Genomic DNA, 20,350 nt, shown 5'->3' with positions numbered 1-20,350 from the left:
GTCATTTGGCGTCTATGTAATCACGCCCGTGAAGTCGATGATAGGCGCCTTGTGGCCGGCGCCAGTTTTGTCTGCGGTCAGTGCGGGTGATGGGCCGCGGCTTCGGCCATCTGTTGCTGGTTTTCTTCCTTGCCCTCGCGAATGTGCTCCAGGCGCTCGGCAACCATCGCATCCTCCGGCAGCGTCTCGTGCTTCCAGGGGCGGCGGCCCTTCAGTACCCCCGATTCATGCACGATTTCTGCGACATATTCTTCCTGGCGGTAGGCCATGACGTGAATGCCGGAGACGCCTTCGATCTCCTTCACCTCGTTGATGATGTCGATGCAGAGCTGCTTGCCTTCCTTCTTCTGGTCCTGCGCGCCCTCAAGTCGGGTAATCACGCTGTCCGGAATATGGATGCCCGGCACGTTGGAGCGGATCCAGCGGGCGGTCTTGGCCGATGCCATCGGCCCGACGCCGACGAGGATATAGCACTTCTCGTGCAGACCGAGGTCGCGCACCTTCTTCATGTATTCGCGGAACATCGGCACGTCGAAGCAGTACTGGCTCTGCACGAACTGGGCGCCGGCCTCGATCTTCTTGGCCAGACGATAGGGGCGGAAATCGTAAGGCGGGGCAAAGGGGTTGATCGCAGCGCCGAGGAATACCTGCGGCGGTGTCGTCAGCTTGCGGCCCGAGAGGAACTTCGAGTTGTCGCGCATGATGCGGACGGTTTCGAGCAGCGACATGCAGTCGAGGTCGAAGACCGGCTTGGCGCCTGGCTGGTCGCCGGCCTGCACGCCGTCGCCGGTCAGGCACATGATGTTCTGAACGCCCATGGCAGAGGCGCCGAGCACGTCGCCCTGGATGGCGATGCGGTTCTTGTCGCGGCAGGCGATCTGCATAATCGGGGCGTAGCCCATGCGGGTCAAAAGCGCGCAGATGCCGACCGAGGACATGTGGCAGTTGGCGCCGGAGGCATCGACCGCGTTGATGCCGTCGACCCAGCCGTCGAAGATCGCGGCGCGCTCGTAGACGTCCTGCGGGTTTGCACTGTCAGGCGGGTTGAGTTCGGCGGTGACGGCGAACTCGCCGCGGCGCAAAACCCGCTCAAGACGGCCGCGGGAGGAATGGCCGGGCAGGGGCTCGAGCGGCGCGCCGGGATCGAAGGGATTGATGTCGGGGCTCATGCCTGGCCTTCCTTGGATGCCGCTTCACGGCGCGCTGCGGCTTCCGCCGTCACGCGCAGCCAGGACGAGGTTTCGCGCAGCGACTGGTTGACCGGCTTCTGCACGTTCATGATGGCGTTGCCCTTCTCCATGTTCTGCGAGCCCTTCCAGGCCTGCACCCAGACGCAGGGCATGTCCGGCTCGACCTCGCAATTGCCGTTGGCGCGCACGCCGCCGCAGGGGCCGTTGCGCAGCTGCTTCGGACAGTTCATCGGGCAGGACATGCCGGTCGAGGACAGCGCGCACTGGCCGCACATGCGACAGTCGAAGAGGAAGCCTTTCACGTGACGCTCGACGAAGGTCACCGGACGCTCGACCCGGCCATAACCGATGGCGTTCCACAGCGGGTGAAGCAGCAGGAACAGGTCGGCGAAGCGGTGGTAGAACCATTCGAGGAAACGGGAGTTGCGGACCGCCCAGAGGCGGACCGTATATTTGTGGCGCGAGCGGCGGCTCGGCGAAACGCCAGACGGCGTAAACGCGCCGGTTGCGGCCTTGGCGGCCGGGGCGGCGTTGCCCTTCATGACCTTCGGCTCGCTCGGCGGTTTGGCGTCAGCCATTGTCGCGGCCTCCGGCTTTGACGAGGGCGACGAGGCGTTCGCGGTCATAGGCGGCTTCGAGCTCGGCGGCGGCCTGGTCGGCTTCCGTTTCCAGATCGTCGGAGACCGGCACCGGATCGGCCTTGCGCCATTCGGCGAGGTAGTCGTCGGTTTCAGCCGCACCGGTGCGCATGGCGCACATGTCGATCGCTTCGGTGAAGCGCAGAGACAGCTCGCGCTTCGCCGTCGTGCGGCCCTTCTTGATGATGACCTGGGCCGGAATGTCGCGCCAGTAGACGATAATGCGATCTGCCATGGGGTGTTGTTCTCCTCGTTCTGCGACAATGCGCATGTACCGGCGTCCGGGCTCATCTCGCCACGACGTCGGATATGTCCAAAAACGACGCTGGCGCGGATGCCATATCAGACGTCTTGGCGGTGATGCGCAAGTCGCAGTTGAGGCACTTCTTGCAGCCACGAACCATCGGCAAGGATTACCCGCAGTTTCAGGCTTTTAGCCGATGTCGGAAGGAGGTAAGGGGCGGCTTGTCAGCCTACCAGATGCCGCGCTTCAGCCCGTTCCATATCCAGGTCCAGATCGGCGGGTGATACCATTGCCGTGACGGGCCTGCGACATCGATGACCTGCAGCTTTCCGGCGAGCGCATCGCCGACGGCGGCAATCGCAATATCCGTGGAAGCCGCCGTCTGCAGCAGCGGATAGGTGTGCATCGTATCGTGAGGGGCAGGCTTCTGGCGCGACTGGTAGAGCACGCCGCCGGTATCGACGCCCGCATCGACCAGATGTACGGTCGCTCCGAAGTTTTCGAGGTCGTTGTTGATCCGCGCCCAGTAACCGCCCATCAGGCCGCGATAGGCCGGGTTGATGCCGGCGTGGAAGTTGAGGACCGGGCAGGGGATGGCGGCCAGCGTTTCGGCCTTCAGCATGCGGCAGCTGATGAGGAAGACGACATCGGGTTTGAGCGCGCGCACTTGGGCGGTGGCGTCCGTGTCGTTGATGGAGGCGATGGATTTTACCGGGATCGACGGATCGGGTTTTCCCGAGACTTTGTAGGTCGCGGAGATCTCGTCCGCGCGCTTGCGGGTAAAACGCTTGCCGAAGCGCGAGGCGATCATGGTCGCAAGCTGCCCCAGCGCCGTCAGCCAGCCGAGCTTGCGTGCGCGGCGGCGCAGGAACAGGCCCTTCGATTCCGGCTGCTCCTCGACGACCGTAACGTCGGCGAAATGCGCGGAGAACGCGTTGATCATGATCCAGGGATTCTCGCCGCCCGCGGTCACCACGACGACGCGGCCGGGGCGTCCGCCTGCGGCTTGATTTTGGCTGGCGATGTCGGTCATGGCGGCCCCGCGGATGAACAGGGCCGAGTTATGAAGGCTTGCCCGTTACCGCCGGCTTAACTGGTTCCAGTACCATTCGGCGACACCGCCACCGAGCACGACGAGGGCGACGGATTCGACCATCTTCACGTCATCCGAGAGGCTGCAGACCGCGCCGACGACCAGCGACAGCAGCAGCCCGGCGGCGCAGCCGATGGCGTAGGGCAGGTATTCGAGGAATTTCACTGGTGTGCCTCCCGTCCCAAGACGCAGCAGTCGCGCACTGAGATGTAACGCAGGGTAGCGCAGATATAGGGATTAGGAAGAGCTTATTTTTCGTTGCAGGGACGAGCGCTCACGTAAGCCGCTGCGCTTCGGCCAGCATCGGTGGACGAGGCTAGCCGGAGTCCTTGCAAACCGGATTGCCCCTCACCCTAACGAGGGGACGTGGCCCGATCTTAGTTTCGCCGAGCGGAGCCGCAGCGAGGCGGAAATCGTGGTGTTTATTGTTGGCGGAGTGGGTGCCGCGAATTTCCTCCGCCCCGCTTGCGGGGAGAAAGGTGGCCGGCAGGCCGGATGAGGGGCTTTTCCGTTGCGCCAGTGGCTCACGACGCTGCGATAATCCGCCGGTGGATGCCGCCGAGACTTTCCCTGAATTTTTCGAAGGTGCCGTGCTCCGTCAACTCCCGCAGCACTTGCTCATTGATGCCGCCGCGTGTCGCGTAGTCCTGCGCCAGATGCGCGAAGCTTGCGTCCGGGGTCGTTTCCGGCGCCTGGCCGAGCGCGCCAAACAGGCTGGCGATATAGGCGCGGCCCTTCGCTTCGTCGACGCCGTTGTCCTTTAGCCAGCTATGGATCGTTTCCAGGTACTTGAAGTAGCTGGCATAGGTGGCGGTCGCCACACTTAGCGCATCGAATTCGCTCTCGCTTGTTACTTCGATCGCCGTGCCGAGCCGGCCGAAAAACGCCGCCATATCCGGATCCAGCGGGAAGATGATCGTCGGGCCCTGGCGGATCGCGATCATCGGCATTGGCAAGGCCTTGGTCACCCGCTTCACTTGGCCGACCATGGCGGCGATCTCGGCGCAGGAGAAGGTCGCAATCAGGCTGACGACGTGGTGATCCGGGCGAAAGCGCAGGGTCGGCAGCACGTCGCGGGCGATCTGCGGCCGGACGCCGAGCATGACCGTGTCTGAGGCGTCGAGCACCGCCTGATTGTCGGCAGCGACAGTCACGTCAGGAAAGCGGGCGGCAAGGCCCGCAGCGATCTCTTCGTTGCGCGGCGAAAGGACGACGGTGGTGATCTCGCCGGGAAGCGTCTTGAGGCCGGTGACGATCGCCGAGGAGAGTGCGCCGGTGCCGATGAATCCAAGTTTCATGAAAGTTCTGTCGCTTGGTGATTTCAGAAGGTCCGTGAAACTGCCGGGTGTGGCATGCACGGGTACGGGTTTGGAATTCGCGGAATAATAATAGCAAAGGCGCCGGCGACAAGCGCTCGCGACAGCGTCGCCCACAGGAGAGCAGGGCGCATTTCAACAGTGCAGTTGAGATTGCCACGCCCTTCGGCCGCTGCGGGGCGTTGCCGCATAAGGCGGAGACCCCTGCTAGGCCAAGGGGTGTTGGTCGAAAGGCTGCTGCGTTTTGGCCCGGGACCTAGCGAAAGTCATCGGCGGTGAGGACATAGATCGTCCGGCGCCCCTTGGCATAGGCTGCCGTCGCGGCCTCGTGGATTGCGTTGCGCGCGGCATCGAAGGCCAGCAAGCAGGCTGCTTCGGTCGTCCGGGTGGGCGCGCCACGGGAGAGGGCCGCCGCCTCAACATAGAAGGGCACTTCGAACATGCCATCATGGCCAAGGAAACGTACGGCCTTGCGCGCTTCATCGAAGCTTCGGCATGGGTTCGGGAAGGTTAGCGGCATGGTCGTAATCCTTTTGGCGGTAAGCCAGGCCGGCCAGAGACGGGCCGTCACAAGATCCGCCCGAAAAGGATCGTGGTCACGACGACGGCGACCGCCAGCGAAAGGGCGATCCAGGCAAGCAGGCCGCGGTAGTCGAATAGATAGATCTGAGCCGGTATGTGGTACTTCATGATCGCCTCCTGCAGCTGATCTGTTAGGACGATGGTTTGGATCTAAAGGGCGTGCCTGGACTTGAAGGCCCGTTCGGCCAGGGCCATTCGCTCATCGGCGGGACGGATCAGTTCGAGATTGCCTTCATCGGTCACGCGCTCATGGCATTCGTCGCTGCTGCGTATGCGGTACTGGAGCGCATTGTCGCGGATGGGGAGCGTGGCGGTTATGCGGTAGGTGTCCCCGATGGTCGACTCTCTGGTCAGCGCTCCCTTCGAGCGAACAAGCTGGCCGACCTGGAAGCGGTGAACCGGCGACTGGTCGCGGGGGCCGCGGATGATGCGTTTCGTAAAAGATAAAGCGTTCATAGTGGTCTCAGTCCTTTTAGGTGTGGGCAGGCACGGTCGGTCGGCTGCGATGAGCCGGTTATCGACCGATCAACCAAGGTTCGGGGAACGAACAGACGTTACAATGCGCGATGTGCTTCGAGGCGAAGCATGGACCAAGCACTGGATCCGAAGCTTGCGTGTCGTTCGAAAATTTAGGAGAATAGGTGCGGTTAGAAATTCTGATACCGCGAAAGCCACATCGGCCAAATTTACTTGGATATACTATTGCGCGTCGATTGAGTTTCAATTGAGGCGCGTGTGTCTGCCGACGCAGATTTAAAGTGTTTTTGGCGCGACGCCGGTGTTTCTCCCGAGTTTCTCGCTGCTCGCGTGATAAAAGCCACGTGCCGATCGAGGATGTGTTAAGCTCGTCGCTTGGAACTGGAGACTGTCATGTCCGAGCCGAACAAACTCTACCAGAGCGAAATCATCACCCTGCACAAGGCGCCGCTGATCGGCACTCTCTGCCTGGAATGCGACGACGGCCAGATCGAGGTCGCGCTGAACCGAGCGGCTGCCGAGACCCTGCAGAAGGTTATTGCGCGCTTTCTTTCCCCAGCCGCGTGACACCCCCCAGCCGCGATGGCCTCATTCGATGAAGGAGAGGCGCGATGTCCTCCCGTTTGGTCTTCTCACTGTTTCTGGTCGCACTGTCGGTTTTTCTTGTCTGGGCCTTCAGGCCACCTCAGGGCAATGCGAGCGATCGCCCCGCCATGCCGCATGTGGCTGAGCAAGGGCAGGCGGTAAACCCCGATTACGGACTGGGCTGATGACAACACTAAGGTACGGTCTCAAGGTCGAAGCCAACAATGTCTGGGCGGTTGTCGATGTCTTCACCGGGCAACCGGTTGTTGTTGACGGTTATCTGATGTCCAACTTGCCGCGCGACGAAGCGGATGATCTTCTCGATATTCTCAATCTCAAAGACCGCATACGCAGGGGCACGATCCAGCTTCCGCCCCGACCGCCGGAAGATAGGGGTTAGATGGGTGGGCTGGAAACCCACGATGGTGGCTCAGCGGGCCACGCTGCCAGTCTTTCGATCAACTGCAGCCTGTCTGAATTCCTCATAAGGCGCCGGACGGGAAGGGGACCTCGGAAACTCCGCGGCAGTGCCCGGCTCGGCCAGCGCCGCCTCCGGAGTGGCGTGGCTGTCGACGCCGCTTTCAAGTGCCGCAATCAGGAAGCGCGTGGCAGCAAGCCGTCCGCCCGGGTCTGCCGTCGCGGTCGTTCCGTAGTAGCCGGCAGCGGCGAGTACCTCGACCAGAAGGCTGAGGTCGTCGGAGTGAAGACAATGTTCTGGATTGCTGGAAGACATTGCGTCCTCCTTTGGTTGGGGCCCAGGCACGAAGGCCCGTAGGCGACGGCGCCCGCTTCAATCGCCGTCGATAAAGCACCCTGCACGCGTTGTCGCGCCAGCGCAACGAACTTCACTCAAGCACCGGGAGGTATGTTTTGGCCGAGCGCGCGTTTCGCTTCGTCGCCCGTCGCTGTGCTGCGCGCATCCATCGCATTCGCCAGATCGAGCCTGCGCGGGCCGACTTTCGCGAAGATGTCACGCGCCGCCAACGGTGCCAATTGATAGGCCAGAATGAACTCTTCGAGATCGTAGACCGCATCCCAGCCATGAAGCAGTCTCTTTTTGTCGTGCGTGAAATTCTTGGTCATGGGACGCTCCCGCGTTCTGGCTCCGTGCTTGGCGCAAAGACGGCCAATTGTCAGGCGGCTGAGGAAGCGTCAGGGATGAGGTACGCCAGCTAAACGGGCTGGCGCGGACATGGTTTCAAATTAAGAGTTCAGACGGCGAAGGAGGGGACCGGGCAAGGGGCCTGGCAATGAGGGGCCCGGGCGGAAGCCGGATCGTCGGCTTCTGACGGAACGTGATCACCGGCGATCAGGCGGACGACGTGCTGTTGCGGCCGGAAGCGTGCGGCCGGCAGGACTTCGCGGTCAGTCTGTGAGCTGGCAGAAAGCATGACCGGTCGCCATCGCCGAGCACAGCATGGTTCTCGGCGGCAACGGTGACCTTGGCAAAGTGCGCGGCAGCGACGCTATTTCAGGTAGGCGCGCACCACATCCACCAGTTCGGCCGCCGCTTCCTCCCGGTCCTTCTGCGACAGCTCGGCTGCGGCGACATGCATGTGGATATGGTCTTCGACCACTTCCGCCATCAGCCCGTTGACCGCGCCGCGGATGCCGGCGATCACCTGCATGACCTCGGCGCAGCCCTTCTCCTCCTCCAGCATCCGCTCGACCGCCTCCATCTGGCCGCGCAGGCGCCGGACCCTGTTGATGAGCTTCTGCTTCTCGCGGATGGTATGGGTCATCGCAAACTCCGGTTTCGGGCGCCGCCGCTATGCGGCCCGTGGTTCCACCTCCACGGTCACATGCGACAAATCGTGAATGGCGGCAAGCTTTTCGCGATAATAGGACGGTGCCCGCGGGTTGTCGGCGACGAGCGAGACGATTGCACCGTGGTGGCCGGGCCCGAGTTGCCAGACGTGCAGATCGACGATCTCGGCGTCTTCCCTGGCGACGATCTCGCCGATCTCGTCCGGCAGGTCTTCGCCATCGGGGATATAGTCGAGCAATGTCGCGCCGGTATCGCGAATGAGGCCGAAGGACCAGCGCGCAATGACAAGTGCGCCGACGATGCCCATGGCGGGATCGAGCCACAGCCAGCCATAGATTGCGCCGAGACCAAGGGCGACGATGGCGAGCACCGAGGTCAGCGCGTCGGCAAGGACGTGCAGATAGGCGGCGCGCAGGTTGCGATCCTGCCCACCATGGTGCCCATGGTGGTGGCCGTGATGATCGTGGTGATGATGGTCGTGATCGTCCTTCAAGAGCCAGGCGCAGACGAGATTGACGATGAGGCCGGCAACAGCGACGAGGATCGCCTCGCTGAAATCGATCGTCACCGGAGCGTGTAGGCGGCGCAGGCTCTCCCAGCCGATCAGAAGCGCGATCAGGGCCAGCACAATGGCACTCGAAAAACCGGCGAGGTCCCCGAGCTTTCCCGTGCCGAAGGTAAAGCGGCGATTGTTCGAATGCTTGCGTGCATAGAGATAGGCAAGCGCTGCGATCAGCATCGCGGCCGCATGGGTCGACATGTGCCAGCCATCGGCAACCAGCGCCATCGAGCCGAAGATCTGACCTGCCGCGATCTCGATCACCATCATCGTTGCGGTCACCGCGATGACAATCCAGGTCCGCCGCTCGTTGCGCTCGTGATTGCCGCCGAGGAAGACGTGATCATGGCTGGCCGCGAGCACGCGCGCGTCGTCATGCGAATGCCCGTGGTGTCCGTGGTGGTGATGATGGTCGCGGTCGTGATTGCCCATGTCGATGCCTCCAATATTATATAGGGGGGTACCCTATATTGGATTCGACGTAAAGTCTCTGTTTCGGGTCTGCGATTTCAGCTTGATGATGTCGCTAATTCACGCCTTCAGCAGCGACGTCGTCAGATCGCCGTAACCGGTGAACCGATATTCGTATTCGAGCCCGAGCCGCTCGGCGGCCTTCCTCGCCTTCTCCTGCAAGCCTGCATCCTCCTGCTGCGAGAGATAGACGAGCTTGCGGTAGTGGCCGAAATACATGTCCCGGAGCTCCGGGTGCCGGTTGAGGCCGAGCGGTTCGATGACGAAGGCCTCGAACTGGCGGGCGAGAAAGTCGGTGAGGAAGAAGGCGGTGAGGTCGTCGTCCCAACGGCGGGCGAAATCATCGTTGCCGGCAAAGAAGGAGTAACAGTGCGGACCGGGGATACGCTCGACCTTTTCCTCCTCCAGAAGTCGGTCGAGCTGGCCGCCGGTGCCGCAGTCGGCATAGGCGACGAAGATGCGCTCGAAGCCTTCGGCGCGGGCCTTGGCAATGGCGTCGCGAATGCCCGGGGTGATCTTGTCGGGCGTGTTGTGCCAGATGGCGGGCAGACAGTTGAGGTCGATATGCTGAAGCCCGTTCGCCTCGCAGATCGCCAGGATTTCGCGGGCGATGGCGCCGCAACCGATCACGTGAACTTTTTCCGGTTGTGCACGTTCTATTGCGGGCGATACTTTTTCCATCTTGATTCCATGTGGCTATCAGCGGGAAGGACCCTGACCATGACAGTAAAGACCCTTGCAACCGTCGGCGCCGTTCTCGTCGCCCTTTCGACGCTTACCGCCTGCGGCAACACCATCCGCGGCATCGGACAGGATACCGCAAACACGGTCAACGCGACACAGTCGGCCGGCAAGAAGGTGGCAAACTCCGTCAACTAACCCGGCAAACCTGCCAGGCACGCTCGCCAGACATAGGAAAGCCGGCCGCGGATTTCACCCACGCGGCCGGCTTTGTCATTTCGGATTGTCCGAAGCTCAGCCGGCCAGGCGGTTGTGCTTGCGCTTCATGAAGTCCTTGGCGGTTTCGACCGCAATCGCCGCATCGCGGCAATAGGCATCGGCACCGACGGCCTTGCCGAATTCCTCGTTCAGCGGCGCACCGCCGACGAGAACGACGTAGTCGTCGCGCAGGCCCTTTTCCTTGAGCGTGTCGATGACGACCTTCATGTAGGGCATGGTGGTGGTCAGAAGCGCGGACATGCCGAGAATATCCGGCTGCTCGCGCTCGATCGCTTCGAGATAGTTTTCGACCGGGTTGTTGATGCCGAGGTCGACGACGTCGAAGCCCGCACCTTCCATCATCATGCCGACGAGGTTCTTGCCGATGTCGTGAATGTCGCCCTTGACGGTGCCGATCACCATCTTGCCGAGCTTCGGCGCGCCGGTTTCGGCGAGAAGCGGGCGCAGGATGGTCATGCCGGCCTTCATGGCGTTGGCCGAGAGCAGCACTTCCGGCACGAACAGGATGCCATCGCGGAAGTCGATGCCGACGATGCGCATGCCTTCGACCAGCGCCTGGGTCAGGACGTCGTAAGGCGTCCAGCCGCGCTTGAGCAGGATGTTGGTCCCGTCCTCGATTTCCTCCTTCAGGCCATCATAGAGGTCGTCGTGCATCTGCTGCACGAGTTCTTCGTCGGAAAGGTCCTCGAGAATGATTTCATCGTCTGCCATATTGGGGTTCCTCGGTTCCTGGCACGGTCGCGCGAAATTTTCGGACGCGTCCATCAATCCATAGCGGTCGATGTCTAAAAATCTGTTTTCGAAAGCGACGTCGCATATGACAAAAAGCGACGGGAGGGCGGCTTCTTTTGCCGCCTGTATATTCTTAACAAAAACAATATATTCGCGCCACGCGGTTTTTGCGCCCCCTTGTCGCCGCTCGGCAGTGTTCGAGTTGCGCCACGCCTTGGCGCATTGAGACCCGCAAGGCCCCCGATGCTTGGTAGCATTAAGGTCAAATGATGCTTGAAGGCGCAAAAAGTGATGCGCGGGAGAGGAAAAGCGAATGAGCGACGTGACAGATCAGGGCGCGGTTGAAGGCGGCGGTCGCCGCGCACGCGGCGAGGGACGGGGAGCAGCAGCAAGGCGCGCATCGCGCACCGGCGGCGGCCCGGGGCCGTCTTTGCCCTATATCCAGCGCAAGATTCGCGAATACGAGGTGCTCGACGAGGAAGGCCTGCAGCTGATCGAGCGCAATGCCGATACGATCCTCGAGGAAATCGGCATCGAGTTCCGTGACGACGCCGAGGCGCTCGAACTCTGGAAACAGGCCGGCGCCGACGTGCGCGGCCAGCGCGTGCATTTCCCCAAGGGTCTCTGCCGCGAGCTTCTGAAAACGGCACCTTCCGAATTCACCTGGCATGCCCGCAATCCGGAGCGCAGCGCCCAGGTCGGCGGCAAGGCGACGATCTTCGCGCCGGTCTACGGCCCGCCCTTCGTGCGCGATCTGGAAGGCAATCGCCGCTATGCGACGATCGAGGATTTCCGCAACTTCGTGAAGCTCGCCTATATGGCGCCGTCGATGCACTCGTCCGGCGGCACGGTCTGCGAGCCGGTCGACATCCCCGTCAACAAGCGCCACCTCGATATGGTCTACAGCCATATCAAATATTCCGACAAACCCTTCATGGGCTCGGTGACGGCGCCGGAGCGGGCGGAAGACACGATCGCCATGGCGAAGATCGTCTTCGGCGACGACTTCGTCGAAAACAACTGCGTTACGCTGAACCTCATCAACGCCAACTCGCCGATGGTCTTCGACGAGACCATGGTGGGCGCGCTCAAGGTTTACGCCCGCCATAACCAGGCCTGCGTGCTGTCGCCGTTCATCCTGTCGGGCGCCATGAGCCCGGTGACGGTCGCCGGCACGCTGACGCAGATCCTTGCAGAAGTTCTCGCTGGTGCCTCCTTCACCCAGCTCATCCGCAAGGGCGCGCCGGTGCTCTTCGGCACGTTTGCCGCCTCGATCTCGATGCAGTCGGGCGCGCCGACCTTCGGCACGCCGGAGCCGTCGCTCGTCTCCTATGGCGCAGCCCAGCTCGCGCGTCGCCTGAAGCTTCCGTTCCGTACCGGTGGTTCGCTCTGCGGCTCCAAGGTTCCGGATGCGCAGGCAGCGCACGAATCGGCCAACACGCTGAACATGACGCTGCTTGCCGGCACCAACTTCGTGCTGCATGCGGCCGGCTGGCTCGAAGGCGGTCTGATCTCGTCCTACGAGAAGTTCATGATCGACCAGGACCAGCTCGGCATGATGCAGAAGATGGCCGAAGGCGTGGATCTCTCGGAAAACGCCCAGGCGCTGGACGCGATCCGCGAAGTCGGTCCGGGCAGCCACTATCTCGGCTGCGCGCATACCCAGGCCAACTTCCAGACGGCGTTCTACCGTTCGCCGCTCGCCGACAACAATTCCTTCGAACAGTGGGAAGTGGAAGGCGAAAAGCGCATCGAGCAACGCGCCAATGCCCTCTGCCGCAGTTGGCTGGAGCATTACGAGGCGCCTTACCTCGATCCCGAGATCGACGAAAAGCTGAAGGCGTTCATCGCCAGCCGCAAGGACTCGATGCCGGACGCTTTCACCTGAAAGGGTCCCGAGCGAGCCAGGGAGCAAGGCGGCGCGGCGCAGGTGGCCGACATGATCCAGAAGGAGGTCTGGCGCCCGCATTACGAACACCAGGGGCCGAAACCGAAATGACGGCGCCTTCCGCGACAGCGGACAAGACAATCGAAACGATCCGTGCGGCGCTGGCGCCGCACGGTCTTTTTTTGCGCGGAACCGTGAATTTCGCCTCCGGTGAGGTCGCACCGCTGCTCGTCGATGGCCGCCTGGCGGCAAGCGTGGTGCTGATTGGCAATATCGGCGGTTCGCTGTGGCAGCCGTTCAGCGCGTGGCGGCAAGCCCGGTCGGATGGCGGCGGCGCCGATCCGCTCGACAATTGGTCGAAGGCCGTCATCAATCCGGTCGCCGGCGAGCAGGGGGCGACCGCCTTCTTTCCGTCGGATCCCCCGTGGCAGCCGTTCCAGCAGTGGGCGATGAGGGCCGAAGGCCTGAAACCGTCGCCGCTGGGCATTCTCATCCATTCGCGTTTCGGCCTGTGGCACGGCTACCGCGGCGCACTTGCTTTCGGTATCCCGCTTGGCGAGACGGGTGAAGCGAGCGCCAGCCACCCTTGCGACCACTGTCTCGAAAAGCCGTGCATCTCAGGCTGTCCGGCGTCGGCGCTTGCAGGGGAACGCTTCGATGTCGGGCGTTGTCGTGGCCATCTGCGCACGGACGCGGGCAGGGCCGGCTGCCTTGCGAATGGCTGTCTGTCGCGCGCTGCCTGTCCCATCGGGAGCCAATATCGCTACCCGCCCGAGCAGTTGCGCTTCCATATGTCTGCGCTTGAAGTGTGAGCGCCGGTCTCCACTCTGGCGCGCAAAGATGGTGCAAATCTCCAAAATGACTAAAATTGGAGGTGTCGTGGAAAGGTAATATTATCGAATTTATAACGATCTGGACGGCGTGGCGTTGGAGTCCATCGTATGAGAGGTAGCCCAGTCGTATCCGTGAGCAATTATCCTCCGCACCTGTCGCGCGAGGACGTGCAAGCGCAGATATCTCGGCTTGACAGTATTCACGCGGCCAACAGCCAGGTTTTGGGGGACGCTTTCAAGCGCCTGCTGGCGATCGGCGCCGGCCATGCGGCCGTCATCACCGCCTGCATTGCAGGCTTCGATGCGCTGGTGGACCGATCGGTTCTCACCGGCGATCTTCTGCCCGATGCCATCGACATCCTCAGGAAATTTGCGCTTACCGTCAGCGCGCTCGGCCTGTTCCTCACGTTCTGGGCGATCGGCAACAATTACGGCGAGGTCCAGAAAGAAGCGAGGCGCCATGCGGTGAAGGTGGCAACGACGCTCAGAGAGAAGCGGCTGCTTTTGTCGCTGTCGCAGGATGTGCTGAACCGCGATCCCAAATCCTATCTGCTTGCAGGCGTCGGCGGCTTTGCCTGCCTTTGCGCGATCTTCGGCCTTGCAAGTCTCGCCGGCATCGCCGGTCTCGTCACCACCATGGCGGCGATCGTTGGCGGCTAGTCGCCAAGCGTATGATTTCGCCTGTGCCCGCGCCAGAATAAGCCGCAATCTCAGGCATGCTTGGCGGCTGATTCGATTGGACCTTTCGCCATGCCGCTTTTTCCAAAACCCTTTCTCGTCGGTGCCGTTCTTTCGGCCGGTCTTGCCGGGCCTGCGCTCGGCGCCTGCCGCGATGTCAGCCACCTTGGCCAGGACTATGTCGCCTGCAGCTTCGATCCGGCGACAACCGATATCCGCCTCTACAACAAGGATCAGGCGGGCGTGCCCTTCCGCTCCTTCCGGGCGCTGTCGCTCGAACTGCGCCATCGCGAAGAATATATGCGCTTCGCCATGAACGGCGGCATGTATCACGACGATCTGTCGCCGGTCGGCCTGCATATCGAGGAGGGGCGCGAGCAGGCGCCGCTCAACACCAATTCCGGCTGGGGCAATTTCCACCTTTTGCCGAACGGGGTGTTTTATGTCGACGACGGCAAAGCGGGGGTAATGGCGGCGGACGCCTATCGCGACGCCAGGCTCACGCCGCGATTTGCGACGCAATCCGGACCGATGCTGGTCATCGACGGCACGCTGCATCCTCGCTTCCTGCCCGACAGCACCAGTTACAAGACCCGCAACGGCGTCGGCGTGACGGCCGAGGGCGAGGTGGTTTTCGTCGTATCGAAGCGGCCGGTGCGGTTCCACGATTTCGCGACGCTGTTTCGCGATACATTGGATTGCCCCAATGCGCTCTTCCTCGACGGCACGATTTCGAGCGTCTATGCGCCTGATATCAACCGCCACGATCGGCTGTTTCCGATGGGGCCGATCATCGCCGTCGTCGGAAAATTTCCACGCTGACTTTCCTTGGGCGCGGGATTCGGGCGGAAAACCGCACACTTTTCCTCCTCCCCCGAAAAAAAATGTGCCGCCCACCCAAGGAACGGGCAGCCTGCAACGTCTAAGGTTCAAATGAGGTGAGGGCGGGCACGGATTTGGACGCTGAACTCGTCGAAAAGGCGGTGGATGGAGACCGACAGGCTTTCGGCCAGCTGGTCGAGCGACACTATGATTTTGTCCATGCGGTCGCCTGGCGATGGTCCGGAAACATCTCTGACGCAGAGGACATCGCCCAGGATGTCTGCCTGCGGCTGGGTGCCGCCATTCGCGGCTTTCGCGGCACCAGCCGGTTTCGCACCTGGCTCTATACGCTGACGCTGAACGCCGCGCGCGACCATAGGCGGCGGCAGGTGCGCGATATCAGCCGCATGCAGGCCTATGCCAGCGAACAGGCGACGGCAGCGCCCCCTCAGGATCCCGACGAAGAGCAGCGCGAGGCGCTCTGGGCCGCGGTCCGGGAACTGCCGGAAAAGCAGTGCGATGCGGTGCTGCTCGTTTATGCCGAAGGCTTGAGCCATGCGGCGGCCGCCGACGTGCTTGGCTGTTCGGAGGCAACCATATCCTGGCATGTGCATGAAGCGCGCAAGCGTCTGAAGACATTGCTCGGCAAGGAGGCAGTGTGACCATGAGCGACGATTTCGAAAAGCTTGGCCGGATGAACCCGCCGAAGGCTTCTGCGGAAGCGCGCGCCCGTGCGCTCGCCTCGGCCATGCAGGCCTTCGACGAGCAGCAAGAAAATTCGAATGCCACCCAAGGATCGGCTCGGCCGGTTCGTCAAAGCTCCATCTTCAACCGGATATGGAGCCCCATCATGAACCGGAAACTGCTCGCCGGATCGGCACTGGCAACCCTTCTCGTCGTGCCCGCCGCCGCTTTCCTGACGTTTGAACTCACGCGCGACGGTGCGCCCTTCGGCGAGCCTGCGCAGGAGATCGCGCTGAAGGGTGAACTCACCAAGGAAGAGGCGCGGCAAAAGCCGGAGCCCCAGGTCGCCGCCAGGAAGGCGGCCGCCGACGAACGCGCGCGCCAGCAGGAAGCGAAAACCGTGGAGGTGCCCGCGACCGTAGAGGCCGAGAGCGAGGCTGCGGCTCCTGCCGCGCAGGCCGATGCGATGGCCAACAGTGTTGCGCGCGACAGCGTCGCTCCGCTCTCGGCTGTCGGCGGTGCGCAGCCGCAGATGACGTACCTGCCGGCGCCCACGATTCAGGATGAGATGCAGCCGGCACCCGTGGAAAACCGCGAGCGCTTCGGCAAGGCGGACGCCAATCCGGTGAAGAGCGTTGCGACCGATCCGGTCTCGACCTTCTCGGTCGACGTCGACACGGCATCCTATGCTTTCGTGCGCCGTTCGCTGATGGAAGGGCAGATGCCCGAGCGCGACGCCGTGCGGGTCGAGGAGATGGTCAACTACTTTCCCTATGACTGGCCGCGGCCGGCAAGCGCTGCCGAACCCTTCAAGGCGACGGTGACGCTGACGCCGACGCCGTGGAATGGTGGCACGCGGCTGATGCATGTGGCGATCAAGGGTTACGACGTCGTGCCGGCGGAAGCGCCGAAGGCGAACCTCGTCTTCCTGATCGACGTATCGGGCTCGATGGACGAGCCCGACAAGCTGCCGCTCTTGAAAGGCGCTTTCCGGCTGCTGGTCGAGAAGCTGAAGCCCGAGGATACGGTCTCGATCGTCACCTATGCAGGCAACGCCGGAACCGTGCTGGAGCCGACGGCGGTCAAGGACAAGGCAAAGATCCTCGCTGCGATCGATACCTTGCAGCCCGGCGGCTCGACCGCCGGTGCGGAAGGCATCGACGCGGCCTACGGGCTTGCCGAGAAGGCCTTCGTCAAGGGCGGGGTCAACCGCATCATGCTGGCGACGGATGGTGACTTCAATGTCGGCCCGTCGAGCGACGAGGACCTGAAGCGGCTGATCGAGGAGAAGCGCAAAAGCGGCATCTTCCTCTCCGTGCTCGGCTTCGGCCGCGGCAATTATAACGACGCGCTGATGCAGACGATCGCCCAGAACGGCAACGGCACGGCCGCCTATATCGATACGCTGGCCGAGGCGCAGAAGACGCTGGTGGAGGAGGCGGGGTCCTCGCTCTTCCCGATCGCCAAGGACGTCAAGCTGCAGGTGGAGTTCAATCCGGCCGCGATCGCCGAATACCGGCTGATCGGCTACGAGACACGCGCCTTGAAGCGCGAGGACTTCAACAACGACAAGGTGGACGCCGGCGACATCGGTTCCGGTCACAGCGTGACGGCGATCTACGAGGTGACGCCGAAGGGCAGCCCGGCGGTGCTCAACGACGACCTGCGCTATGCAGAGGCGGAAAAGTCGGTGGCAGAGGCAAGCCCGAACAGCGGCGAACTTGCCTTCCTGAAGATTCGCTACAAGAAGCCGGACGGCGACAAGAGCGAGTTGATCACCACGCCGGTGACCGAGGCGAATGCGGTGCCGTCGCTCGCCGAGGCGTCCAATGACGTGCGCTTCTCGGTGGCAGTGGCGGCCTTCGGGCAGAAGCTTGCAGGCGTGACGGCGCTCGCTGACTATTCCTATGACGCAGTCATCGATCTCGCCGCAGCCGCCAAGGGCGCCGATCCGTTCGGCTATCGCAGCGAATTCGTCAATCTGGTGCGGCTCTCCAAGGGGCTCGGCGGTTCCGGCAAGTGATGTCGCGTGGGGCGGGGATCAGCCCCTAACCGCGTGGTGAGGATGTGCCCCTCATCTACGTGGTGAGGATGCCCCTCATCCGCGCGTGGTCAGGGTTTGCCCCTCATCCGCCTGCCGGCACCTTCTCCCCGTTATAGCGGGGAGAAGGGAGCAAGTGTCGACCGTTTCGCCCATCGTGAAGGCTGAGATTGTCGCTGACGTTGAGGCCTGGCACCGGAGGGTGCGCCTAGCGGCTCTCTCCCCGCCTGCGGGGAGAGATGTCCGGCAGGACAGTGAGGGGCACCCGTCACGCGCGAGCGTCGATCCCCTGTCGCCTCAAGCCTTCGGAAAGGCGCGTTCCAGCCCACCGGCCTTCGACAGGCCCGCCTTGAACGCCTGGTAGGCCGCATGCTGGCTGGAGCGGCCGGCTTCCATCAGGCGCATCTGCAGCCGCGCCGGTGCATGGCTGCCGAGCCACTGGCCGAGCTTTTCGAGTTTCAGCGAATTCAGGAACTTCGCCTCCGAGGCGATGTCGAGGTGGCGGTAGAGGCCGTCCATCAGGCGCTCGTCCTGCTCGGGGTTTTCCATCAGCAGGCGCAGGAAGGACTGGTCGGCTTCGCTGAAACTCCCGAATTTTTCGGCGACCGTGTCCCGGTCGGGAAAGGAGGCTGGGCCGGCGTTCATGTCACTGTCTCCCGTCTGCGGCCGCGCGGTGCGTTCTGCGGGACGCAAGGGCGCGGTGTGGCACGTTGAACCGCTGCAAGCAGCGAATCTCTCTTTCATTGGGGATAGGCCAGCGGTCACGGGTGCGCAAGCGGTGGCGAATATGCAGGTGTTGAACATATAGTCTAATATTGACAAATGGTCCAAGTGTGGGCATATGCGAGCCATGACCATAGCACCCGCCTTCAACTCGATCCTTGCAACGCACGCGCCGACGGCGGCTGCGATCAGCGCGCTTCTTTATCCGCACGGGGAGGTTGTGCTGCACGATTTCCGAACCGGTACGATCGCGGGGATCTGGAACTGTTTCTCCGGTCGCGCGGTCGGCGAAGATTCGCTGATCGAAGAGGAATTTTCAGCCCTCGGCAGCACTGACGCAGTGCTCGGGCCCTATGAGAAGACCGGCGGGGATGGCCGGCGCTTCAAGTCGATCTCAGCCGTTCTGCGCGACGGGACGGGCGACGCGGTCGGCCTGCTTTGCATCAATCTCGACATGTCGATGATCGATCAGGCGGTGAAGCTGCTCTCGGCTTTCGCCGGCGCCGAGCAGCCGAAGCCGCAGGCGCTGTTTTCGCGCGACTGGCGCGAGGAGATCAACGCGACCCTGCATGGCTGGCTGAAGGAGCGGGGGCTGGCGCTCTCGGCGCTCAAGCGCGGCGATCGCGTGACGCTGGTGGCAGCGCTCGACGAACGCGGTCTCTTCCAGACGCGCAACGCGGTCGATCACCTTGCCAGCCTCATCGGCGCCTCGCGCGCGTCGATCTACAACTATCTCGCTGCGGCTCGCGGCGAGGCGCCCTGATTGCTGTGCGCAATATTTCGGACAGAGACCGCTTCGCGGCTCTTCGGACTTGCCTGACCCATAACCGTTCGCGTGCGCCTCAGCCGCGAGAGGAGGAAATATCCATGACGACCTTGCCCGATTTCCGGCTCGAAACCCATTTCTCCCGCTGGGAGTTCAGCGCCCGCCACCATATGACCGCAAGCGACAGCCAGACGACCAGCATGAGCGATCTTCTGGCGCTTGCCGACGCGGAGGACCGCGCCGCCTGGGACAACATCACGCTCGGCTATACCGAGACCTATGGCGCACCGGCGCTGAGGGCAGCGATCGCTGCGACCTATGAAGGGCTGACGGCTGCCGATATCCTCTGCTTTGCCGGTGCGGAGGAGGGGCTTTATTGCGCCATGCTGGCGCTGCTCGGGCCGGGCGACCACGCGATCGTGACGGTGCCGAACTACCAGTCGATGGAGACCCTGCCGGTGACGATCGCCGGCGCGGTGACCGGCGTGCCGCTTCGCCCCGAGAACAATTGGCGGCTCGATATCGCCGACGTGCGTGCGGCGTTGAAACCCAACACGAAGCTGATCTGTGTGAATTTCCCCAACAATCCGACCGGTGCCATTGCCGACCAGGAAACCTTCGCGGCGCTCGCCAAGCTCTGCGCGGAGCGCGCCATTCATCTCTTCAGCGACGAGGTCTATCGCGGGCTGGAGCGTGACGCCTCGCTGCGCCTGCCGCAGGCGGCCGAACTTTTTGACCGTGGAATCTCGCTGAATGTCATGTCCAAGGCCTATGGCCTGCCGGGCCTGAGAATCGGCTGGATCGCCTGCCGCGACCATGCGCTTCTCGAACGCATGGAGAAGATGAAGCACTATCTGTCGATCTGCAATTCGCGGCCGTCGGAAGTGCTGGCGACAATCGCGCTCAAGGGGCGTGCCGTTATCCTCGATCGCAACCGGGCGCTCGTTGCCGCCAATCTCGAGAGGCTCGGCGCCTTCTTTGCGGAATTCCCGCATCTCTATGAGTGGCGGGCACCTGACGGGGGCTGCGTCGGCTTTGCCCGCTATCTCGGCGCCGATGGCGTCGAGAGCCATTGCCGGGGGCTGGTGGAGGAGGCTGGCGTGCTGCTCTTGCCGTCGAGCCTCTTCGTATCCGATCTGCTGCCGGTCGCCACCGATCGCTTCCGCGTCGGTTTCGGCCGCAAGGATATCGAGGTCGGGCTCGATGCCTGGCGCCGGCATATTCGGCGATAGCCCCAGTGTCGCCATCTTCGGCCGGCTAGTTACCCGCAGGTCCCGCTCCCGGGCGTATGCCCCGGGAG

Annotated in this window: 28 protein-coding genes; 12 read left to right on the top strand and 16 right to left on the bottom strand. The window is 62.9% G+C overall.

Annotated elements, in window-relative coordinates; translation table 11 throughout:
• Window positions 1-77: 77 nt before the first annotated feature.
• The 9 genes from IB263_RS08315 to IB263_RS08280 form a co-directional block, all read right to left on the bottom strand.
• A complete protein-coding gene (locus IB263_RS08315; RefSeq protein ID WP_034788174.1) occupies window positions 78-1,169 on the bottom strand; it encodes a methylenetetrahydrofolate reductase in 1,092 nt (363 codons plus the stop codon).
• Window positions 1,166-1,768, bottom strand: a complete 603-nt coding sequence (locus tag IB263_RS08310; protein WP_034788176.1) for a methylenetetrahydrofolate reductase C-terminal domain-containing protein — start codon at window positions 1,766-1,768, stop codon at window positions 1,166-1,168. Before IB263_RS08310 ends, IB263_RS08315 begins: the two co-directional genes overlap by 4 nt.
• On the bottom strand, window positions 1,761-2,063 hold the full coding sequence (locus tag IB263_RS08305) for a virulence factor (RefSeq protein ID WP_060520592.1): 303 nt from the start codon (window positions 2,061-2,063) through the stop codon (window positions 1,761-1,763). The genes IB263_RS08310 and IB263_RS08305 overlap by 8 nt, the downstream gene beginning before the upstream one ends.
• A 238-nt stretch (window positions 2,064-2,301) precedes the next feature.
• Window positions 2,302-3,105 (bottom strand): formyl transferase, encoded by an 804-nt coding sequence (locus tag IB263_RS08300; RefSeq protein WP_192438236.1) that lies wholly within the window; start codon window positions 3,103-3,105, stop codon window positions 2,302-2,304.
• A gap of 45 nt (window positions 3,106-3,150) precedes the next feature.
• On the bottom strand, window positions 3,151-3,330 hold the full coding sequence (locus IB263_RS08295; RefSeq protein WP_060601062.1) for a hypothetical protein: 180 nt from the start codon (window positions 3,328-3,330) through the stop codon (window positions 3,151-3,153).
• Between the two features lie 359 nt (window positions 3,331-3,689).
• Window positions 3,690-4,463: a pyrroline-5-carboxylate reductase gene (locus IB263_RS08290; RefSeq protein WP_192438234.1), complete on the bottom strand. Its 774-nt coding sequence runs from the start codon at window positions 4,461-4,463 to the stop codon at window positions 3,690-3,692.
• A 274-nt stretch (window positions 4,464-4,737) separates the two neighbouring features.
• Complete coding sequence (locus IB263_RS08285; RefSeq protein WP_034788542.1) at window positions 4,738-5,001, bottom strand: DUF1488 domain-containing protein; 264 nt, start codon at window positions 4,999-5,001, stop codon at window positions 4,738-4,740.
• Window positions 5,002-5,048: 47 nt separating this feature from the next.
• Window positions 5,049-5,171 (bottom strand): hypothetical protein, encoded by a 123-nt coding sequence (locus IB263_RS34450; protein WP_034788190.1) that lies wholly within the window; start codon window positions 5,169-5,171, stop codon window positions 5,049-5,051.
• A gap of 42 nt (window positions 5,172-5,213) precedes the next feature.
• A complete protein-coding gene (locus IB263_RS08280) occupies window positions 5,214-5,519 on the bottom strand; it encodes a hypothetical protein (protein ID WP_034788191.1) in 306 nt (101 codons plus the stop codon).
• Between the two features lie 414 nt (window positions 5,520-5,933).
• On the opposite strand from IB263_RS08280, the gene IB263_RS08275 reads away from it, so the two are divergent.
• Genes IB263_RS08275 through IB263_RS08265 form a run of 3 tightly spaced genes read left to right on the top strand, consistent with a single transcriptional unit; the run spans window position 5,934 to window position 6,525 of the window.
• On the top strand, window positions 5,934-6,107 hold the full coding sequence (locus IB263_RS08275) for a hypothetical protein (protein WP_156552966.1): 174 nt from the start codon (window positions 5,934-5,936) through the stop codon (window positions 6,105-6,107).
• Between the two features lie 44 nt (window positions 6,108-6,151).
• Window positions 6,152-6,310, top strand: coding sequence for a hypothetical protein (locus IB263_RS08270; RefSeq protein ID WP_156400735.1), 159 nt, complete (start codon window positions 6,152-6,154; stop codon window positions 6,308-6,310).
• On the top strand, window positions 6,310-6,525 hold the full coding sequence (locus tag IB263_RS08265) for a hypothetical protein (RefSeq protein ID WP_034788194.1): 216 nt from the start codon (window positions 6,310-6,312) through the stop codon (window positions 6,523-6,525). The genes IB263_RS08270 and IB263_RS08265 overlap by 1 nt, the downstream gene beginning before the upstream one ends.
• Before the next feature lie 30 nt (window positions 6,526-6,555).
• Here the strand turns inward: IB263_RS08265 and IB263_RS08260 are convergent, their stop codons facing one another.
• From IB263_RS08260 to IB263_RS08240, 5 genes are all read right to left on the bottom strand, one after another.
• The gene (locus IB263_RS08260) at window positions 6,556-6,858 is read right to left on the bottom strand and encodes a hypothetical protein (RefSeq protein WP_060601055.1); all 303 of its coding nucleotides are present in this window, start codon (window positions 6,856-6,858) and stop codon (window positions 6,556-6,558) included.
• Between the two features lie 116 nt (window positions 6,859-6,974).
• A complete protein-coding gene (locus IB263_RS08255; RefSeq protein ID WP_060601052.1) occupies window positions 6,975-7,208 on the bottom strand; it encodes a hypothetical protein in 234 nt (77 codons plus the stop codon).
• Window positions 7,209-7,591: 383 nt separating this feature from the next.
• Window positions 7,592-7,867 (bottom strand): metal/formaldehyde-sensitive transcriptional repressor, encoded by a 276-nt coding sequence (locus IB263_RS08250; RefSeq protein WP_034788200.1) that lies wholly within the window; start codon window positions 7,865-7,867, stop codon window positions 7,592-7,594.
• A gap of 27 nt (window positions 7,868-7,894) precedes the next feature.
• Window positions 7,895-8,884, bottom strand: a complete 990-nt coding sequence (gene dmeF / locus IB263_RS08245; protein WP_089044207.1) for a CDF family Co(II)/Ni(II) efflux transporter DmeF — start codon at window positions 8,882-8,884, stop codon at window positions 7,895-7,897.
• A gap of 99 nt (window positions 8,885-8,983) precedes the next feature.
• On the bottom strand, window positions 8,984-9,604 hold the full coding sequence (locus tag IB263_RS08240; RefSeq protein ID WP_060601047.1) for a DUF1638 domain-containing protein: 621 nt from the start codon (window positions 9,602-9,604) through the stop codon (window positions 8,984-8,986).
• Window positions 9,605-9,643: 39 nt separating this feature from the next.
• Between IB263_RS08240 and IB263_RS08235 the strand changes: the two genes are divergently transcribed.
• Window positions 9,644-9,802, top strand: coding sequence for a hypothetical protein (locus IB263_RS08235; RefSeq protein ID WP_034788206.1), 159 nt, complete (start codon window positions 9,644-9,646; stop codon window positions 9,800-9,802).
• 96 nt (window positions 9,803-9,898) lie between these two features.
• Here IB263_RS08235 and IB263_RS08230 read toward each other — a convergent pair whose 3' ends face one another.
• Window positions 9,899-10,594: a B12-binding domain-containing protein gene (locus tag IB263_RS08230; protein WP_034788208.1), complete on the bottom strand. Its 696-nt coding sequence runs from the start codon at window positions 10,592-10,594 to the stop codon at window positions 9,899-9,901.
• A gap of 334 nt (window positions 10,595-10,928) precedes the next feature.
• Between IB263_RS08230 and IB263_RS08225 the strand changes: the two genes are divergently transcribed.
• The 6 genes from IB263_RS08225 to IB263_RS08200 all read left to right on the top strand — a co-directional run bounded on the left by IB263_RS08225 (window position 10,929) and on the right by IB263_RS08200 (window position 17,543).
• Entirely contained in the window at window positions 10,929-12,503 is a 1,575-nt protein-coding gene (locus IB263_RS08225; RefSeq protein ID WP_034788211.1) for a trimethylamine methyltransferase family protein, read from the top strand.
• A gap of 107 nt (window positions 12,504-12,610) precedes the next feature.
• Window positions 12,611-13,315, top strand: a complete 705-nt coding sequence (locus tag IB263_RS08220) for a 4Fe-4S dicluster domain-containing protein (protein WP_060520598.1) — start codon at window positions 12,611-12,613, stop codon at window positions 13,313-13,315.
• Between the two features lie 129 nt (window positions 13,316-13,444).
• Window positions 13,445-13,996: a hypothetical protein gene (locus IB263_RS08215; RefSeq protein WP_134886575.1), complete on the top strand. Its 552-nt coding sequence runs from the start codon at window positions 13,445-13,447 to the stop codon at window positions 13,994-13,996.
• 90 nt (window positions 13,997-14,086) lie between these two features.
• Window positions 14,087-14,836, top strand: a complete 750-nt coding sequence (locus IB263_RS08210; RefSeq protein ID WP_113135775.1) for a phosphodiester glycosidase family protein — start codon at window positions 14,087-14,089, stop codon at window positions 14,834-14,836.
• Window positions 14,837-14,970: 134 nt separating this feature from the next.
• Window positions 14,971-15,498, top strand: coding sequence for an RNA polymerase sigma factor (locus IB263_RS08205; RefSeq protein WP_090294020.1), 528 nt, complete (start codon window positions 14,971-14,973; stop codon window positions 15,496-15,498).
• A gap of 2 nt (window positions 15,499-15,500) precedes the next feature.
• The gene (locus tag IB263_RS08200; RefSeq protein ID WP_246810982.1) at window positions 15,501-17,543 is read left to right on the top strand and encodes a VWA domain-containing protein; all 2,043 of its coding nucleotides are present in this window, start codon (window positions 15,501-15,503) and stop codon (window positions 17,541-17,543) included.
• Window positions 17,544-17,858: 315 nt separating this feature from the next.
• Here IB263_RS08200 and IB263_RS08195 read toward each other — a convergent pair whose 3' ends face one another.
• Complete coding sequence (locus IB263_RS08195; RefSeq protein ID WP_034788228.1) at window positions 17,859-18,206, bottom strand: hypothetical protein; 348 nt, start codon at window positions 18,204-18,206, stop codon at window positions 17,859-17,861.
• Window positions 18,207-18,411: 205 nt separating this feature from the next.
• Here IB263_RS08195 and IB263_RS08190 point away from each other — a divergent pair, with 205 nt between their 5' ends.
• Window positions 18,412-19,047: a transcriptional regulator gene (locus tag IB263_RS08190; RefSeq protein WP_192438230.1), complete on the top strand. Its 636-nt coding sequence runs from the start codon at window positions 18,412-18,414 to the stop codon at window positions 19,045-19,047.
• A gap of 104 nt (window positions 19,048-19,151) precedes the next feature.
• Complete coding sequence (locus IB263_RS08185) at window positions 19,152-20,282, top strand: aminotransferase class I/II-fold pyridoxal phosphate-dependent enzyme (RefSeq protein ID WP_192438228.1); 1,131 nt, start codon at window positions 19,152-19,154, stop codon at window positions 20,280-20,282.
• The last annotated feature ends 68 nt before the right edge of the window (window positions 20,283-20,350 follow it).

Origin of the sequence: Ensifer sp. ENS03 (assembly GCF_014852035.1) — a bacterium.
Taxonomy (GTDB): Bacteria; Pseudomonadota; Alphaproteobacteria; order Rhizobiales; family Rhizobiaceae; genus Ensifer; species Ensifer adhaerens.
The sequence above is the reverse complement of the archived record's forward strand: the minus strand, read 5'-3'. Positions and strand labels throughout refer to the sequence as shown.

Bases quoted from the DNA above. Each gene is read 5' to 3' on its own strand.
- IB263_RS08315 (WP_034788174.1), bottom strand. From the start codon at position 1,169: ATGAGCCCCGACATCAATCCCTTCGATCCCGGCGCGCCGCTCGAGCCC.
- IB263_RS08310 (WP_034788176.1), bottom strand. From the start codon at position 1,768: ATGGCTGACGCCAAACCGCCGAGCGAGCCGAAGGTCATGAAGGGCAAC.
- IB263_RS08305 (WP_060520592.1), bottom strand. From the start codon at position 2,063: ATGGCAGATCGCATTATCGTCTACTGGCGCGACATTCCGGCCCAGGTC.
- IB263_RS08300 (WP_192438236.1), bottom strand. From the start codon at position 3,105: ATGACCGACATCGCCAGCCAAAATCAAGCCGCAGGCGGACGCCCCGGC.
- IB263_RS08290 (WP_192438234.1), bottom strand. From the start codon at position 4,463: ATGAAACTTGGATTCATCGGCACCGGCGCACTCTCCTCGGCGATCGTC.
- IB263_RS08285 (WP_034788542.1), bottom strand. From the start codon at position 5,001: ATGCCGCTAACCTTCCCGAACCCATGCCGAAGCTTCGATGAAGCGCGC.
- IB263_RS34450 (WP_034788190.1), bottom strand. From the start codon at position 5,171: ATGAAGTACCACATACCGGCTCAGATCTATCTATTCGACTACCGCGGC.
- IB263_RS08280 (WP_034788191.1), bottom strand. From the start codon at position 5,519: ATGAACGCTTTATCTTTTACGAAACGCATCATCCGCGGCCCCCGCGAC.
- IB263_RS08275 (WP_156552966.1), top strand. From the start codon at position 5,934: ATGTCCGAGCCGAACAAACTCTACCAGAGCGAAATCATCACCCTGCAC.
- IB263_RS08270 (WP_156400735.1), top strand. From the start codon at position 6,152: ATGTCCTCCCGTTTGGTCTTCTCACTGTTTCTGGTCGCACTGTCGGTT.
- IB263_RS08265 (WP_034788194.1), top strand. From the start codon at position 6,310: ATGACAACACTAAGGTACGGTCTCAAGGTCGAAGCCAACAATGTCTGG.
- IB263_RS08260 (WP_060601055.1), bottom strand. From the start codon at position 6,858: ATGTCTTCCAGCAATCCAGAACATTGTCTTCACTCCGACGACCTCAGC.
- IB263_RS08255 (WP_060601052.1), bottom strand. From the start codon at position 7,208: ATGACCAAGAATTTCACGCACGACAAAAAGAGACTGCTTCATGGCTGG.
- IB263_RS08250 (WP_034788200.1), bottom strand. From the start codon at position 7,867: ATGACCCATACCATCCGCGAGAAGCAGAAGCTCATCAACAGGGTCCGG.
- dmeF (WP_089044207.1), bottom strand. From the start codon at position 8,884: ATGGGCAATCACGACCGCGACCATCATCACCACCACGGACACCACGGG.
- IB263_RS08240 (WP_060601047.1), bottom strand. From the start codon at position 9,604: ATGGAAAAAGTATCGCCCGCAATAGAACGTGCACAACCGGAAAAAGTT.
- IB263_RS08235 (WP_034788206.1), top strand. From the start codon at position 9,644: ATGACAGTAAAGACCCTTGCAACCGTCGGCGCCGTTCTCGTCGCCCTT.
- IB263_RS08230 (WP_034788208.1), bottom strand. From the start codon at position 10,594: ATGGCAGACGATGAAATCATTCTCGAGGACCTTTCCGACGAAGAACTC.
- IB263_RS08225 (WP_034788211.1), top strand. From the start codon at position 10,929: ATGAGCGACGTGACAGATCAGGGCGCGGTTGAAGGCGGCGGTCGCCGC.
- IB263_RS08220 (WP_060520598.1), top strand. From the start codon at position 12,611: ATGACGGCGCCTTCCGCGACAGCGGACAAGACAATCGAAACGATCCGT.
- IB263_RS08215 (WP_134886575.1), top strand. From the start codon at position 13,445: ATGAGAGGTAGCCCAGTCGTATCCGTGAGCAATTATCCTCCGCACCTG.
- IB263_RS08210 (WP_113135775.1), top strand. From the start codon at position 14,087: ATGCCGCTTTTTCCAAAACCCTTTCTCGTCGGTGCCGTTCTTTCGGCC.
- IB263_RS08200 (WP_246810982.1), top strand. From the start codon at position 15,501: ATGAGCGACGATTTCGAAAAGCTTGGCCGGATGAACCCGCCGAAGGCT.
- IB263_RS08195 (WP_034788228.1), bottom strand. From the start codon at position 18,206: ATGAACGCCGGCCCAGCCTCCTTTCCCGACCGGGACACGGTCGCCGAA.
- IB263_RS08190 (WP_192438230.1), top strand. From the start codon at position 18,412: ATGACCATAGCACCCGCCTTCAACTCGATCCTTGCAACGCACGCGCCG.
- IB263_RS08185 (WP_192438228.1), top strand. From the start codon at position 19,152: ATGACGACCTTGCCCGATTTCCGGCTCGAAACCCATTTCTCCCGCTGG.